Genomic DNA, 17,081 nt, shown 5'->3' with positions numbered 1-17,081 from the left:
AAAACAAAACTAACTAACTCGTTTTTTGCTAAACTCATTAAATTCTAAATTTATAAATAGTTATAACGCAACAGTTTACACTTTATTGTATTTAATTTGAAAAAAAGTTTATTATTTTTCAAAATCTACTGAAAAGCCTTGCTCTTAAAGGACATTTTTAAATTTCTTAAATGAGATTTTGTATTATTACTACTTTATTAAGTACTTTTGCTTTAAATTATTAAAATAATGAGCGAAAATTTAAAATTTGCAGTAATTGGAGGAGGTAGTTGGGCAACGGCAATTGCAAAAATGTTGTGTGTGAATCTTTCCGAAATTGCATGGTATATGCGCAATGACGCTGCAATAGAGCACATTCAAAAATATAAACACAATCCTAACTATTTAAGTTCGGTAGAATTTGATACCAAAAAACTTAAATTGACCAACAATATCAACGAAGCAATCGAATACGCAGATTATGTAATTTTTGCTATTCCTTCTGCTTTTTTAGATGCGGAATTGAAAAATATGACCGTTTCTTTGTCTGATAAAATCATTTTCTCAGCGATTAAAGGAATTGTTCCTGAAACGAGTTTAATTGTTGGAGAACATTTCCATATTCAATACGATATTCCTTACTACAATATTGGAGTTATTACTGGCCCTTGTCATGCTGAAGAAGTAGCCTTAGAAAGACTTTCTTACCTGACAATTGCCTGCGGTGATCCGGACAAAGCTTCTATTGTAGCCAAATCACTTTCAGGAAATTATATCAAAGCGAAAATCTCAGATGATATTATCGGAACTGAATATGCAGCAATGCTTAAAAACATTTACGCGATCGCTGCCGGAATTGCACATGGTTTAGGTTATGGGGATAATTTCCAATCGGTTATGATGAGTAACGGAATCCGTGAGATGAAAAAATTTATCAGAAAGGTTCATAAAATGAAACGCAATATCAATGATTCGGCTTATTTGGGCGATTTATTGGTTACAGGATATTCGGTCTTCTCAAGAAACAGAATGTTCGGAAACATGATAGGAAAAGGATATACTGTAAAAAGTGCCATGATGGAAATGAGCATGGTTGCGGAAGGTTATTACGCAACAAAAAGTGCTTATAAATTAAATCAGGGTTACGGTGCTAAAACACCTATTATCGATGCTGTTTATGCCGTTTTATACGAAGGAAAAGATGCTAAGACTGTGTTTAAGAAATTGACGGAGTCTTTGGATTAAACTTTAGAAGAAAGAGGCAAGAAGAAAGAGAATAGACTTTCTTATATAACATAAAAAGAGTCAGGGCTAATTAATTTCGTCCTGACTCTTTTTTATTTATTATTTTGTTCTAATTCAAGAAGCCATTTTTTTCTCCATAAACCTCCACCATAACCCGTAAGTTCGCCACTTGACCCTATTACTCTGTGACACGGAATTAATATTGAAATCCTGTTCATTCCATTTGCATTGGCAACGGCCCTGATCGCTGCCGGTTTTTCTATTAGAAGAGATTGTTCTTTGTATGATTTTACACTCCCGTACGGAATTTCACCTAAAGCTTTCCAAACCCTATTTTGAAAATCTGATCCAGGTGAAAATAACGGAACTGTAAAATCCTTTCTTTTGCCTTCAAAGTATTCCTTCAACTGAAATTCTAAAACATTGAAATGTTCATTTTCCCCCTGAACTATTGCTGCTTTTAAGCTTTTAGCCAAGGTTTTCAATTCGGTTTCCAGCATTTTTCTATCCGTAAATTCAAGCATACAGATTCCTTCTTTTACGGCACAGGCATACATTGTTCCTAGTGGCGTTTCTATTCTTTTAAGGTCAATAATGTTCTGAGTTTTGCTGTTCTTCGGAGAAACACCAAAAACGGCTTTAAACGAATCGTTAAATCCGCTCAAAGATTCACATCCTGCATCAAAAGCAGTTGTTGTAATACTTTCTCCGCCTTTTATCTTTTTGAAAGCGCTGTTGATTCTAAACATTCTCTGGTAAGCCTGAAAAGTAATACCATGATTTTTTAAAAACCATCGTCTCATTTTGCTTGGTTCAATGCCTCGTTTGACCAAATCATAATCTTTAAATTTCAAGGAAGGATCATCTGATAGTTCTCTCAGAATTTCTTTTATAAAGTCGGGCGTTTCGTTATATTTTTCTAACGGAAAACAAACTTTACAAGGTCTGTAACCTTTTAAAATAGCTTCTTTTGAATTGGTAAAAAATTCAACATTTTCTCTTTTCGGTTTTCTGGCCGTACAGGTAGGTCTGCAAAATATTCCTGTCGTTTTTACAGCGGTAAAAAACACACCCTCAAAGGAGGTATCTTTATTTACCGCAGCCTCATACATTATGTCATCTGTAAGTTTCATAATCTATATTAAAAAAGCGGACTAAAATTATTCCTCTGAATTACTTTTTCTATCACATTTTCCAATTGTTTATGCACATAAACAGTAGTAAAATTTCCCATACTAATACGTTTTACATCTAATTTTTTTAAAACTTCAAAATTAGGAAGATTTGGCATGCACATTACATTTAACGGGAGTTTTGTAAACGCTGTTATAGCTTTAATGTCGCCTTCATTTGTAATACATGGAAGAAAAATTCCATCAATACCACAGAGTTCATATTGGCTTATTCTAAGTTTAGCTTCTTCTAAAGCATTAGGTAAATCTAAAAGAAATGCATCACAACGAATGTTTACAAAAATACGGACATTTTTCTTTTTCAAATCCTGAATGATTTCTTTTAATAGTAATGTAAAACCATCAATACTCACTATTTCTCTGCCTTGATTATGTACAATGGAATCTTCGATGTTAATTCCGACTACACCTATTTCGTGTAATTGTATGATATTAGAAATTATTTCTTCAGATGTTTTTCCGTAACCCGCTTCTAAGTCCACAGAAAAAGGAATATTTACACTGGATGCAATCCTTTTAATCATAAAAAAGTAATCTTCAAAAGGCATATTTTCACCATCTTCATAACCTAAATCAGCAGCAATCGCAGCACTTGAAGTTCCCACAGCCTTGAAACCTAATTTTTCAAACTGAAGTGCATTTTGTACATTCCAAACATTACCAATTAATAATGGATTCTCGCTAAAATGCAGTTTTTTAAATTCCTCAAATTTTGTCATAGTCTTTTTTTTTACAAAATTACCTCTTATACAAACTCTGATACAACCGAAAAATTGACAAGTATTTTTTTTTGAGAAAATAGAAGCAAGAACCAAGAAAATAGACTTTCACACGCATGAGCATAAAAAAAGAGTTAAGACTAATCCGATTTGTCTTGACTCTTTTTTATTCCATTCTAAGGCTATTCTCTTGGCTCTTGGCTCTATTCTCTTGCTTCTTATTTAACCATCACCCCTTCAACAAACAAAATAGGCACTTCCTCCGTATCGTTCTCGTTGATTAAATTTGATTTGAAGATGAATTTCTTGTCATACAAAGTGTTTCCGATGAAAAAGGTCACCATAAATTCGTTATTCAAAACCAATAGGCTTTTTTCGATCATTTCAATTTTCACTACCGAAACAGCCGGAACTTCTACAAAAGCATGACGCAAAGTCGATGTTTTTTTCATTTCGCCATCAATTGTTCCAAATGCTTTTGAAACGACCATAACGCTGTCTAAATTAAAATCGCTGTCGTTTACCAGATAAGCGTACCACACTTTTTCCATGAAATCGTCACTCCATTCCTGAACAGCGGCAAGGAATACATTTTCTACTTCCGGGATTGTTATATCTTTTTTCATATCAGTCAAAAGTTATAAAGTCGAAAAGTCGAAAGTCCCAAACTTTGAGACTTTCGACTTTTGACTTTCGACTTAAATTATATATTTGCTTTAAATTGCTCTAAGAAACGAACGTCATTTTCATAAAACATACGAATATCACCAATTTGATAGAGCAACATTGCAATACGCTCCACTCCCATTCCGAAAGCAAAACCATTGAATTCATCAGGATTGATGTCACAGTTTTTAAGAACATTTGGATCAACCATTCCACAACCTCCAATTTCTAACCAGCCTGTTCCTTTTGTAATACGGTAATCAGTTTCTGTTTTCAGCCCCCAATAAATATCAATTTCAGCACTTGGTTCTGTAAATGGAAAGTATGATGGACGTAAACGAATCTTAGATTTTCCGAACATTTCTTTGGTAAAATAAAGTAACGTTTGTTTCAAATCGGCAAAAGAAACCTCTTTGTCAATGTACAAACCTTCTACCTGATGGAAAATACAGTGCGAACGTGACGAAATCGCTTCGTTACGAAACACACGTCCCGGAGAAATAGTACGAATAGGCGGTTTGTTGTTTTCCATATAACGCACCTGAACAGATGATGTATGCGTACGCAACAACACGTCAGGATTCGTCTGAATGAAAAAAGTATCCTGCATATCACGCGCCGGATGATATTCTGGCAAGTTCAGGGCAGTAAAATTATGCCAGTCGTCTTCGATTTCCGGACCTTCGGAAACGTTGAAACCAATGTTGGCAAAAATATCAATGATTTGATTTTTTACAATAGAAATAGGATGACGGGAACCAATAATAACAGGTTCTGCAGATCGTGTTAGGTCACCAAACATACCTTTTACTTCCTGTTTGCTCTCTAACGCTTCAACAATAGCTTTAACTTTATCTTCAGCTGCTGTTTTTAATGCGTTTATAACTTGTCCGAATTCCTTTTTTTGATCGTTAGGCACGTTTTTAAATTCAGCAAAAAAGTCATTCAAAATACCTTTTTTACCCAAGAACTTAATACGGAATGCTTCTAGCTCTGCTGCATTTTCAGTTGAAAAAGCTTGTGCTTCGCCAATGTGGTCTTTTATCTTATCTATCATTTTCCTTCAATAATTGAGAGAACAAATTTAGTGATTTTAGTTGAAAGTAAACAGTCACAGTCGCAGTTTTCAGTTTAGTAAACATTGAAAATTGCGACTGTAAACTGAAAACTAATCGATAACTTCTCTTTCTAAGAAATAATTCACAATCGCTTCTTTCATCAAAACTGATTGTTCGCCCGCTTTTAACGGCGGCAATTCCTCTTTTACTCTGTAATGAGGCCATCCGTCTTCATCAAAATATTCGAATTCATAGAAACCGTATGGTTCTAATAATCGACAAATGGCGATGTGCATAAGGTTTAATTTTTCATCTTTTTTGAATTCACGATGCACTTTTCCGAGCTCCTGAACTCCGATTAGGTAAATAATAGCATCTAAATCTAAGTCTTCACCTTGTGAAAACTGATTGGATAATATATCGACGAGCTTTTCCCAACGCTCTTTTAATTGTGTATCTCTGGACATTTCTAATTTATGATTTTAGATTTTAGATTTTAGATTGCAGATGATTTAAAGATTTTTTAATCTAAAATCTACAATCTTAATTCTAAAATTATTGTTGCAAAGATACGGACTTCAAATCCAATGACCTTAAAAAATAAAACAACAGAAAAAAAACCTTTGCTTCTTTGCATCTCTGTACCTCTGAACCTCAAAAAACAGATAATTCTTTTATATTTGCGCCTCAATAAAACAACAGATATATGAGTTTTTTCGATATGATTTTTGGGGCACTTTTGGCTTTTAGTTTGTACAAAGGTTTTAAAAATGGCCTTTTTGTAGAAATTGCTTCTTTTATTTCGTTGTTATTGGGAATTTATCTTGCAATTAAATTTTCTTCGTTGATGAAGGGAATGATTACGCCCCATGTTTCCTGGAATCCCAATACAATTCAGGTTACTGCTTTTATTCTGACTTTTATTCTAGTGGTTATTGGTGTTTATTTTTTAGCAAAAATCCTTACCGGAATTGCCGATTTTGCTTTCCTCGGATTGCCGAATAAACTAGGTGGCGCTTTTTTCAGAGTTTTAAAAACAATCTTAATTATGAGTGTTTTTATTGCTCTTTTTGAGAAAATAAACTTCAATAATACCTTTGCTAAAAAAGAAACTTTAGACAAATCTATTTTTTACAACCCAGTAAAAAAAGTAGCCGCTTTTGTTTATCCTTCCATTGAAAAATGGTATGAATCTTTTAAAGAAGAACATGCTAAAGATTCTGAGAAAAAATCCACCGAAGCTTCTGCAAAAGAATAATTAAGTTCCAGAGAACATATTTATAGCAATTTGTATACACATTAAACACAACCCCAGCGGGGTGACATGTTTATAGAAATTCATGAGCCCATTTGACAAAAACCCCAACGGGGTGAAATATTAAATAGAACATGAATATATCGCTCCGCTGGAGCTTTATTTCCATTTAATATCTGATTACTATAAACATTCTGCTCCGCTGGAGCTCCGCTGCAATAAACCCGACAGTCCCGAAGGATCGGGACTGTCGGGTTTGAAATTCATTTACGAGCAACTACCAGTTTATTTCTAACTTCTCTCCTTTTTTCAATGTGATATCTTGCTTTTTATCACCGCTTATTAAAGTTGTTTTTCCACCATTTTTAGAAATTATCGTAACTTTTTTAAGTGATTTATTTTCCCACGACATTTCAATTTCAAATCCTCCTCTTGCACAGATTCCTTTTACAAATCCGGCTTCCCAAGCGTCTGGTAAAGCAGGCAATAATCTAATTTCGTTATCATCAGACTGGACTAACATTTCAGCAACGGCTGCAGCTCCGCCAAAGTTTCCGTCAATTTGAAATGGCGGATGCGCGTCGAATAAATTCGGGTACGTTCCTCCTCCTCTTCTTGCTTTGTCTGCTTTCTTTCCGTCCGGATCTACGTAACGAAGTAATTCTCTGTACATTTTATAAGCGCGATTCCCGTCCCAAAGTCTTGCCCAAAGATTAATTCGCCAGCCTTTTGACCAACCTGTGGTTTCATCGCCTTTTATTTCGAGTGTTTTTCTTGCTGCTGCCGCTAAATCAGGTGTTTTCTCCGGTGTAATTTGGTGGCCTGGGAAAAGTCCGAATAACTGGGATTGGTGACGGTGTTTCGGATCTTCATCATTCCAGTCAAAATACCATTCCTGCAAATTTCCTTTTTTACCCACTTGATAAGGATAAAATTTAGAAAGTGCTGCTTCTAGTTTTGTTCTGAAAGCAGTATCAATATTTAAAACTTTTGACGCATTAATCGTTTTCTCAAAACATTCTCTGATCATGGCCAAATCTGCAGTTCCGCCGTACATTGTTGCTCCAATATAACCGTCTGGTGCAATAAATTTGTTTTCAGGAGAAGTTGACGGGGATGTAATTAGTTTTCCGTTTTTATCTGTAGTCATCCAGCCCAGAAAGAATTCAGATGCCCCTTTCATAATTGGATAACCTTCATTTTTCAGGTAATTTTTATCTTGGGTAAAAACATAATGTTCCCAAATATGTGTACTCAGCCAGGCACCGGATAATGGCCAGCAAGCCCAACTTGGATCATCTTTTCCGAACGTTCCAACCGGGTTTGTCATTGCCCAAATATCAGAGTTATGTGCCGAAGCCCAGCCTTCATTTACGCCATAAAATGTTTTTGCCGTTACTTTTCCCGTTACCGAAAGGTTTTTAATGAAAGATAAAAGCGGTAAATGCATTTCTGAAAGATTGGTGTTTTCTGCTAACCAATAATTCTCTTCCACATTGATATTCATGGTGTAATTACTGCTCCAGGGCGGATTTAAATACGGATTCCAAATTCCTTGCAAATTCGCAGGAACGCCCATTGTTCGTGAGCTGCTAATCAATAAATAACGCCCGAAATTGAAATACAAAATCTCCAGATTTTTATCTTCTTTTCCTTCTGAATATCTAAGTAATCTTTCGTCTGTTGGCAGATCCGGAGCCGTTGTTTTTCCCAGATCCAGATTGACACGATTGTAGAATTTTTGATAATCTGAAATATGAGATTCCTTTACTTTATCAAATGGTTTTGCATAAGCTTTGTTCAAATTTTGCGCCGCAATTGCTATGTCGTCCACACCTTCTGTTGCAGGATTTTTGTCAAAACCATTAAAGCTTGTTGCCACAGAAACGTAAATAATAGCTTCTGTTGCGTCTCTTAAGATTAAAGATTCTCTGGAATTTGTAATTTTACCGTCCGTTTTTTTGATTTGGATTAAAGTGGTAAATTTTGTTCCTCTTTCTTTTACTTCGAGGTATTTTGGCAAAACAGTATATCCGGGATTTTCGTGAATGGGCGCAGTACCCGTCATCATCAGTATATTATTTCGCACTTCAACATTCGACTTTAATAAACTCTTTAAATTAATGTCAAAATTTAAAGCACCTTTTTGATCTGTTGTCAGTTTGATTATCATAATTTGATCCGGAGCCGAGACAAAATATTCACGGGTATATTTTATGCCCGCCATTTCGTAACTTACTTTTGATATTGCGTTCGAGAGATCCAGTTCCCGATGGTAATTTACCGCTTTCCCTTTTTCAGAATTATTAATTTCTAAAGTTCCTAAAGGCGCAAAAGATTCGGAGTTTTTACCCTGAACTTTTTTATTTAACTCATCTGCCAGTTTGTAATTTTCATTTTTTAATGCTTCGCGAATTGCCGGAATATTTTTGTAGGCATCCGGATTCATTTTGGCATTTACGGGTTCACCCGACCAAAGTGTGGCATCATTTAGATAAATTTTATCTGAATTGGCACCTCCAAAAACAGTTGCTCCCATTTTTCCGTTTCCTAAAACAAGGCTTTCTTCAAAAAACTCTGCGGGTTGGTTGTACCATAAAACATGATTGGATTGTGCATTTGCATTTTTACTGAAAAATGTGATTAGTAAAATGAAAAATGTTTTTTTTGTGAGGTTTGTGTTCATTTTGTTGCGTTTAAAATATGTCGCTCCTACGGAGCTTTATGCTGATGTTCACTTTTTATCAACGGATTTACATCCGTTGCTACCATTATTTCGTTCCTACGGAACTTTATCATGATGTCGATTTATTTATCAACGGATTTACATCCGTTGCTACCATTATTTCGTTCCTACGGAACTTTATCATGATGTCGATTTATTTATCAACGGATTAATATCCGTTGCTACCAACATTTCGTTCCTACGGAACTTTATCATGATGTCAACTCATTTATCAACGGATAAAATCCGTTGCTACCATTATTTCGTTCCTATGGAACTATATTGTGATGTCGATTTATTTATCGACGGATTAATATCCGTTGCTACTAACATTTCGTTCCTACGGAACTTTATCATGATGTCGACTCATTTATCAACGGATAACATCCGTTGCTACCAACATTTCATTCCTACGGAACTATCTTCCCGTTATGATAATCCATTTATGATGAATTATAAAAATGATATTTTCTTGTTTACCTGTCAGCCGCGTGAGGGATAGAGCTAAGCTACCGCAGTAGCAGCGAAAGCCCGACCGTAGCGGGATAAGAAGGCGTATTTACGCAAAGTTTATTTGCCTTCTTATCCTGGTATGGTCACGCCCAACTATTTAGAGCAACAGATTAAATTCCATACTAAAATATTAATCGTTCCTCTCGAACTTTTTACTTTTTACAATTCACATTGAACATTATTTGCTCACCTTATATTTCTCGTTTGCCGTAATCATTTCCCAATTATCAGTTCTGAAAGGTGATGCCGGGAATTTTTCTTTGTTGAAAAGGTTAATTTCGGTATCGTCATCTGCCCAACCGTAGTGAACGGCAACCGGATTTGGAACATTTTCGCTTGAAACGATTATTTTGTTGTCTTTAATTATCGCTTTCGCGGAATGAAAAACTTTGTCGGCACCTGCGATTTCGAAGCCTTTTACGTTTTGGGAATTATCAGAAGCTGATAATCCGCTTCCTGTATTATCGAAAGTCAGGATGATTTGGTTTCCTTTTATTTCCTGAGATTTATAGGTTGGACCGCTGTAAACTTGTTTTTTGCCGTAAACATTGTTTAGTGCAATAGCTGCCAAACGCAATCCAACGTCTTGTTTGTTGGTTGGGTGAATGTCTTTTGCGTTTCCGATATCTGTGGTTACGGCCATTCCGGTATTTTTCAATTTTAAAGTTTCGGCTTGTGCTTCGCGAAGTTCAGCCCAACGGCTTCCGACTTTACTGTTTCCCTTGAATTCATCAAAAGTGGATAACTGAACGAAGTAAAAAGGGAAATCGCCCTGATTGAATTTTGTTCTCCAATCTGTAATCATCAACGGAAATGCTTTTTTGTATTGATTGGCTCTCCAAACATTGGCTTCTCCCTGATACCATAATACGCCTTCGATTGCATACGGAACCAAGGGATTTACCATGGCATTGTACAATAATGACGGATAACTATTTGGTGATAATGATGTTTTTACGATGATAACTTTGAACTTCCATTTTCCGTCCAGCGGAATTGTTTTGCTTCCTACAGTCAGTTTTAAATCGGCTGCATCTCCATAGATTCCGCCGCCGCCGCTGTTATCTACAATTCTTACCGCAATAACATTTTTTCCTTCTTTCAGGACATTTGTCGGAACTTCGTAAACACGTTTAAAATCCCATTGGGTATTTTTACCCACTTCGATTCCGTTTACGTATGTAATATCTTCATCGTCGATTTTAGAAAGGTATAAAGTGGCTTTATTTTTAATGTCTTCTGCCGAAAGTGTAATGGTTTTTCGCATCCATACTATTCCGTCCAGATCGCCTAAAGGCTGGTTTTCCCATAAACCTGGCGTGTTTAATTCGCCCCAATTTGTATCATTGAAGGTTGGTTCTTTAAAAGTTTTTTCGTTTTCTGTACTTACCGGAGTTCCCTGAATTTTTTCGACTCTCTCTTTCATTTGTCTGGCGTACAATTTCGAAATAGAATCGATATTTAATGTTGGAACATCAGCAATCATGGCTTTGAAATCGTCACTTTTTTGAAAAGCTTCACGACTTGTCCAGGTTTCAACATTGGTTCCGCCCCAGGAAGTATTGATGATTCCGATTGGAATTTTTAATTCGGCATACAATTTTTTGGCAAAATAATAGCCAACTGCTGTAAAATTACCAACCGTTTCTTTGCTCGAAACTTCCCATTTTCCGGCTTTTAAATCGTCTTTTGGTTTTCCGCTTAAATCTTGTGCTACTCCAAAATGACGAATCATAGGATAATTGGAATCGGCTATTTCTTTTTCAGCGTTTATGGTTTTTGAAACCTGAAATTCCATATTTGATTGTCCTGAACAAATCCATACTTCACCAACTAAAACATCTTTTATGACAATTTTGTTTTTTCCTGTGATGAGTAATTCAAAAGGACCTCCGGCTTTTTCGGCAGATAGTTTTATCATCCATTTTCCGTTTTTATCGGCAACTATAGTTTTGGTTTGTTTGTTGAAAAGCACTTCAACTTTTTCATTGGGATCTGCCCAACCCCAAACCGGAATTTCTTTATTGCGCTGCAGTACCATCCCTTCCGAAAACAATAATGGCATTTTTACGTTGGCATTTGCTATTATGCTGCATAACAAAAAAAGAAAGATTATATTTTTTTTCATTTTTTTAGATTTAAAAATTAACCGCAAGGTTCGGTAAGAATTACGCAAAGTTCGCAAAGCTTTGCGGTTATTACGCTTGCTTTGCGAACTTTGCGGTTCAATCTGTAGTATCAAATATATGCTATTTATTGCAATCCTTCAATCATGGCGTTCAACGCCTGAGTGTCTGAAACAGTGTTGTCGGCTCTTTTGAAAAGACCAAAACCACCGTCACCAGTATTTCCTTCATCCCAATAGAATGGCAATAAACCATTTGCTTTAGCTTGTTTCACGACAGTTTTTAAATAATAGGCTCTTGATGCCAAATGTAAAGTCAAGGCATCACCCGTAAGCGTTGTACGTCTGATGGCACCAAATTCTCCTAACAAAACCGGAATTCCCTTATCAACAAATTGCGTTTTCATTAATTTGAAATTTTTCTCTAAATCCGCTTCTTCACCCCAATTTGCATTTCGTTCTGTATCTGTTGTTGAGTGGAAACCAGTTCCCCAATAATAGAACATTTTACCCCATGATTCGTCTTTTGTCATACCTGCAAAATTCCATGGTGTATAATAATGTACCTCAACCATCATTTTATTAGCGACTTTATCTGTAGGCAAAGTCAACATCAATTTGTTTGTTTTTTCAATATCTGTCGTTGGGCCCTGAACTACCAATACACGATTGGCATTTTTTCCGCCTGTAGAACGCACGGCATCAATAAAGGTTTGGTGATATGAGTTCAAAACCGCCATTTGCGCTGCATCTTCAACGGCAGGTTCATTGGCGCTGGCAAATAAGACATGCTCATCAAATCCTCTTAAACTTGTTGCAATTTGTTCCCAAAAAGCTTTCTGTTTGGCATTGTTTTCTTCCTTTTTGGCCTCGGTAATATTGTTTTCCAGCCAACCGCCGTCCCAGTGAATATTTACGACAACATACATATCATTGTCTACACAATACTGAACAACTTCTTTAACACGGTTTAGCCAATCTGCTTTTATTTTTGCAGTCGCCGTATTTTCCAGATATTGATTCCATGAACATGGAATTCGGATCGCATTAAAACCTTTTGCTTTCACGGCATCAATTAAAGCTTTGGTAACTTTTGGATTTCCCCAGGCCGTTTCACCGCCCGTTGCTTCCATTGTATTGCCAATATTCCAGCCTAATTTTATTTTGGCTGCCAACTGAACAGCAGTGCTGCTCATTCCGGTTGCGTCGGCAGCAATTGGATTTGTATTATAACTTGGATAAATTCCAGTTTTTCCTGCTTGAGAAACTGGGATTTGTACTGATGCTACTTCACTTGAACTCATGGTTATGACAGCCGTTCTTGCTACAGAAGTAGTATTTTCTGAAGCTGTAACTGTAATTGTAGTTCTGCCCGACACACCTGTAACCGGAGTAAATTTCAACCAGCTTGCCTCTGCTGTAGCAACCGACCAATTAGTGCTGGTTGTTGTCACGATAAATTCTGAAGTACTAGCCGGACTCTGAAAATCAATTTTAGTGACATCAGCAGTAAGTGTTTTTACAAGTGGTGCTGGATCATCTGGCGTAGCTTCTTTATCGGCACTACACGCTAAAATGCTGATCCAGGATAAACACAAAATCGTGTTTAACAGGTAATTCTTTATTAGTCTGCTCATGGTTATTTGGTTTTATAGTTAGTTAAAGTGGTTTTTAGTTGTATTGTAAGCTGAATTAATTGATCGTAATTGCAATCTCTTTTTTGATATCTCTTGAAGAGTTACCCACTTTCAAAGTGTATTTTCCAGCTTCTACAACCCATTTTTTTGAAGCCACGTCATAATACGCTAATTCTTTAACCGGAAGCTGAAGGATTACTGTTTCTGAATTTCCAGCTTTTACCAACACTTTTTTGAAACCTTTTAATTCTTTTGAAGCACGGCTCACTTTTGAATCTGATTTAGACGCATACAATTGCACAACTTCTTTTCCATCTACTTTACCTGTGTTTTTCACATCAATAGCAACAGTGATCATTTCATTTTCAGCATACGAAGTTTTATCAGCTTTAGCATTTTCAAAAGCAAAAGTGGTATACGATAATCCGTATCCAAAAGGATATAACGGCGCTATATTTTTAGTATCAAACCAACGGTAGCCTATTAAAATACCTTCGGCATAATTAACGGTTTTTCCGCCTGGGAAACTTTTTGTTGCATGCGCAGGAGAATCCATAATATTTTTTGGCATTGTCCAGGGTAATTTTCCTGACGGATTTACTTTTCCTAATAGTACATCAGCCAAAGCATTTCCTCCTTCAGAACCATTGAACCAACTCCAAACTAAGGCCGAAGTATTTTTGCTTACTTCATTAATATCAAAAGGTGCTCCGGCAATCATGACAACTATAGTTCTCGGATTTACAGCTTGTACTTTTTTGATTAATTCTTCTTGTCCAAAGGGCAATTTTAAAGTTCGACGATCAGAAGCTTCTGTCTCGTAATCGCGGTTTGAACCTGCAAAAATGATCGCAACATCCGATTTTTTAGCAGCCTCAACAGCTTCGTTAACTTTTGCCGGATCTAATTCGTCTATTGTTACTGGTCCGTTTAATGTAATATCGCCTAGTTTTCCTTTATTTTTTTCATCATAACGCTCTAAATAACCTTCGGCATAATTGATTTTTATTGAAGATGGCAATCTGTTTTTCAAACCTTCAAGAGGTGTAATTTCTCTTTTTGTTTTAACTCCTGCACCAAATCCGCCTAAGGCATTTTTCTTAGTTGCATTGTTTCCAATAACAGCAATCGATTTTACTCCGTCTAATTTTAAAGGCAAAGCATTATTGTCATTTTTCAACAAAACGATTGCTTCTGCTGCAATTTTGTAAGCGTCCTGATAATGCGCTTCGGTTGAAATACTTCCTTTTACACGATTTTTACTATCAGGCCCCATAGCTTTTACCTGAAACAAGGTGCGCAAAATTCTTTTTACGTGAATATCAATTTCTGCTTCAGACACTTCACCTTCTTTTGCCGCAGCAACTAACTTATCAGCAAGGAAAAATTCATTGAAAGGTTTTGGTGTTCCCATCTCAATATCTAAACCGCTTTTTAAAGATTTAGCTGTTGAATGTACCGCTGCCCAATCTGAAACTACAATCCCTTTAAAACCCCACTCATCACGAAGAATTTTATTCAGCATATAATCATTTTCACATAAATATTCTCCTCTGAATTTATTATACGCTCCCATAATTCCGTAAGCATGTCCTTCTTTTACTGCTGCTTCAAAAGCTGGTAAATAAATTTCACGTAGTGTACGTTCGTCAATTTGAACGTCAACAAAATCACGATTTGTTTCCTGATTGTTTGCTGCAAAGTGTTTTACACACGCCATTACATCATTGTCTTGTAAACCAACTACTAAAGGCACTGCAATTTTTTTATTCAAAAACGGATCTTCACTCATATATTCATACGTTCTTCCGCCAAGTGGTGTTCTCACCATATTAATTGCCGGCGAAAGCAACATGTCTTTATCACGTGCACGCATTTCCTGTCCAAGACTATTCCCGAAGGTATACGCCATTTCCGCATCCCAGGTTGCAGCCAATGCACCTCCTGCCGGATAGTAAGTTGCAAAATCGTTTGTTAAGCCAGCCGGAGCCCAATTGTCACGTGAAATTTCTTCACGAACTCCTAAGGGTCCATCGGCCATTTTTAGTTCAGGAATTCCTAAACGTTCTACGGCACCAGTACTAAACATACTGTTTCCATGTAACATTCCGATTTTTTCCTCCAATGTCATTTGAGAAACCAATTTTTCAATCTCTCCATCAAATTCTGAACTTATTTCTTTTCCCTGGTGCTCTTCTGTCTGAACAACATCTGAGTTTACATTTTGCGCGTCTTTTTTACAAGAAGTAAGCAATGCAAAAGCCATAAATACGGGTAGATATATCATTTTGTTTTTCATACTTTGTTAGTTTTTTTGAGGTTTTTTAATCGTTATTGTTTGACGAAATTGAATAAAACAACATCATTTTCGTTCATCTTAAAATCTTTACTGTAGGTTCCTTTTGAATCAATTACAACTTTTTCGATTACAATTGGAGCACCATTATTATGTTCTTTTATTTTATTAACCTGATCAATTGTAAGCTGGGTTGGTTTATTCATTGCGAAATAATCTGCGTAAGCGTCATTCACTTTATAACCCACTTTATAAATCTCTAAATTGTATTTTCCTTTTTGAAGTCCGTTTACTTCAATTTTCACCGTTCCTTTTGGCTGAGACGGTAAATCCTGAACATAATACGTCTGATTCCAAACCTTATCGCCGGGATGTGTATTGGTAAAATCCCAAAACAATAACTGAACATCTCCTTTTGAGTTTTTAGCCGCCCATGAAGAGGTATCCTTATTCTGAAGTTCTGTTTCTCCCAATTTATTCATCAGATAGTACGAGAAATAAGCTGGTTTTTTAATTCCTTGTGTATTCAGCAATCCGAAACCGCCGTGAAAAGGCGTAAATCTTGGTCCGGCTTCTTCAAAAATATCGGTAAAAACCCAATACGACATTGAGTTTGCCGCATTCCCCACTTGTTTTAGTTTTTGAAGAATATAAGCTGCCGAATGATAACTGTCGTGAATAGGATCTGAAGGTGTGTACGAAGAACTCCATTCTGTATAATGCAATTCTAATTTTGGCTTAGCCGAATTCAAAATTTGATTACGGGAATTAATTACATCACCGCTTATACTTGAATCTTCTTTATTTAAAACAGTTCCCGACGTTCCAAATTCATCCAAATAACCTTGCTTTACGCCATAAGTATGTGTTGAAATGAAATCTAAGGGAATATTATTTTTAGCACAAAAATCAATTGTTTCCGGAACCCAGCCTGCACCGGCTGTTGCGGGACCTCCCACTTTATAAGCTGGATTTACGGTTTTGATGCCTCGTGCTGCATATTCATATAATTTGAAATATTCTGCCTGTGTTCCTGTCCAGAAACCTGGTGTTAAATTAGGCTCATTCCAAACTTCAAAATACCATGTTTTTACTTCCTCGGCTCCGTACCTTTCGGTAAAGTGTTGTGTCAGATTGCGGATTAGGTCTTCCCATTTTTTATAGTCTTTTGGCGGCGTTACGTTTCCTTTCCACCAAAAAATTGTCTCTTTTCCACTGGCCAAAGCCGATGGCATAAAACCCAATTCAACAAAAGGTTTCATTTTGATGCTTAAAATAAAATCATACAATGCATCTATATATTGGTAATTGTATTCCGGATTTCCTTTTGCATCTTCTCTGTAAACTGCCATATCATCAGACAATAAACCATGCATTCTGATGTATTTAAAGTCGCATTCTTTTTTGGTCATCGTCAATTGCTGTTGCCAATCGGCGCGCAATCCTTCATTTGCCCGACCCGCACCAATGCATTCTTTGAACATGGTGTTTAATTTTCCGGCCGATTTAGCATAATCAATTTTAATGATTCGATTTTCTGCATTGCTATTTTGTCCAAACAAAACGATATTGTTTAGCAGTAATGAAATAAATAATATTGCTGATTTTATTTTCATCTTATTTTTCTATCCCAACAGGTTTCCAAATCCTGTGAGTTATTTTTATTTTAT

Annotated in this window: 12 protein-coding genes; 2 read left to right on the top strand and 10 right to left on the bottom strand. The window is 36.2% G+C overall.

Going from position 1 to position 17,081, the window contains the following annotated elements:
- Window positions 1-228: 228 nt before the first annotated feature.
- Window positions 229-1,224 carry an NAD(P)H-dependent glycerol-3-phosphate dehydrogenase gene (locus tag B0A65_RS04560; RefSeq protein WP_074660677.1) on the top strand — a complete coding sequence of 332 codons (996 nt, stop codon included), beginning with the start codon at window positions 229-231 and terminating at the stop codon, window positions 1,222-1,224.
- Window positions 1,225-1,316: 92 nt separating this feature from the next.
- Here the strand turns inward: B0A65_RS04560 and B0A65_RS23635 are convergent, their stop codons facing one another.
- The 5 genes from B0A65_RS23635 to B0A65_RS04535 all read right to left on the bottom strand — a co-directional run bounded on the left by B0A65_RS23635 (window position 1,317) and on the right by B0A65_RS04535 (window position 5,327).
- Window positions 1,317-2,357, bottom strand: coding sequence for a bifunctional transcriptional activator/DNA repair enzyme AdaA (locus B0A65_RS23635; protein WP_074660676.1), 1,041 nt, complete (start codon window positions 2,355-2,357; stop codon window positions 1,317-1,319).
- An 8-nt stretch (window positions 2,358-2,365) separates the two neighbouring features.
- Window positions 2,366-3,136, bottom strand: a complete 771-nt coding sequence (locus B0A65_RS04550) for an isocitrate lyase/PEP mutase family protein (protein ID WP_074660674.1) — start codon at window positions 3,134-3,136, stop codon at window positions 2,366-2,368.
- Between the two features lie 218 nt (window positions 3,137-3,354).
- Entirely contained in the window at window positions 3,355-3,762 is a 408-nt protein-coding gene (locus tag B0A65_RS04545; RefSeq protein ID WP_074660672.1) for a hypothetical protein, read from the bottom strand.
- A 77-nt stretch (window positions 3,763-3,839) separates the two neighbouring features.
- Window positions 3,840-4,859 carry a phenylalanine--tRNA ligase subunit alpha gene (pheS, locus tag B0A65_RS04540; RefSeq protein WP_074660671.1) on the bottom strand — a complete coding sequence of 340 codons (1,020 nt, stop codon included), beginning with the start codon at window positions 4,857-4,859 and terminating at the stop codon, window positions 3,840-3,842.
- A 111-nt stretch (window positions 4,860-4,970) separates the two neighbouring features.
- Window positions 4,971-5,327 carry a hypothetical protein gene (locus tag B0A65_RS04535; protein WP_074660669.1) on the bottom strand — a complete coding sequence of 119 codons (357 nt, stop codon included), beginning with the start codon at window positions 5,325-5,327 and terminating at the stop codon, window positions 4,971-4,973.
- 239 nt (window positions 5,328-5,566) lie between these two features.
- Between B0A65_RS04535 and B0A65_RS04530 the strand changes: the two genes are divergently transcribed.
- On the top strand, window positions 5,567-6,118 hold the full coding sequence (locus tag B0A65_RS04530) for a CvpA family protein (RefSeq protein ID WP_074660668.1): 552 nt from the start codon (window positions 5,567-5,569) through the stop codon (window positions 6,116-6,118).
- Window positions 6,119-6,392: 274 nt separating this feature from the next.
- Here B0A65_RS04530 and B0A65_RS04525 read toward each other — a convergent pair whose 3' ends face one another.
- The 5 genes from B0A65_RS04525 to B0A65_RS04505 all read right to left on the bottom strand — a co-directional run bounded on the left by B0A65_RS04525 (window position 6,393) and on the right by B0A65_RS04505 (window position 17,027).
- Window positions 6,393-8,801, bottom strand: coding sequence for a glycoside hydrolase family 95 protein (locus B0A65_RS04525; protein WP_074660666.1), 2,409 nt, complete (start codon window positions 8,799-8,801; stop codon window positions 6,393-6,395).
- Between the two features lie 730 nt (window positions 8,802-9,531).
- Window positions 9,532-11,481, bottom strand: coding sequence for a sialate O-acetylesterase (locus B0A65_RS04520; protein WP_074660665.1), 1,950 nt, complete (start codon window positions 11,479-11,481; stop codon window positions 9,532-9,534).
- Between the two features lie 125 nt (window positions 11,482-11,606).
- On the bottom strand, window positions 11,607-13,115 hold the full coding sequence (locus B0A65_RS04515) for a cellulase family glycosylhydrolase (RefSeq protein ID WP_074660663.1): 1,509 nt from the start codon (window positions 13,113-13,115) through the stop codon (window positions 11,607-11,609).
- Window positions 13,116-13,170: 55 nt separating this feature from the next.
- Window positions 13,171-15,414, bottom strand: coding sequence for a glycoside hydrolase family 3 C-terminal domain-containing protein (locus B0A65_RS04510; RefSeq protein WP_074660662.1), 2,244 nt, complete (start codon window positions 15,412-15,414; stop codon window positions 13,171-13,173).
- A 32-nt stretch (window positions 15,415-15,446) separates the two neighbouring features.
- Window positions 15,447-17,027, bottom strand: coding sequence for a GH39 family glycosyl hydrolase (locus B0A65_RS04505; protein WP_074660660.1), 1,581 nt, complete (start codon window positions 17,025-17,027; stop codon window positions 15,447-15,449).
- Window positions 17,028-17,081: the final 54 nt, after the last annotated feature.

Origin of the sequence: Flavobacterium frigidimaris, from assembly GCF_002217275.1 — a bacterium.
In the GTDB taxonomy this organism is placed as follows: domain Bacteria; phylum Bacteroidota; class Bacteroidia; order Flavobacteriales; family Flavobacteriaceae; genus Flavobacterium; species Flavobacterium aquidurense.
This window is presented reverse-complemented; position numbering and strand designations above follow the sequence as displayed.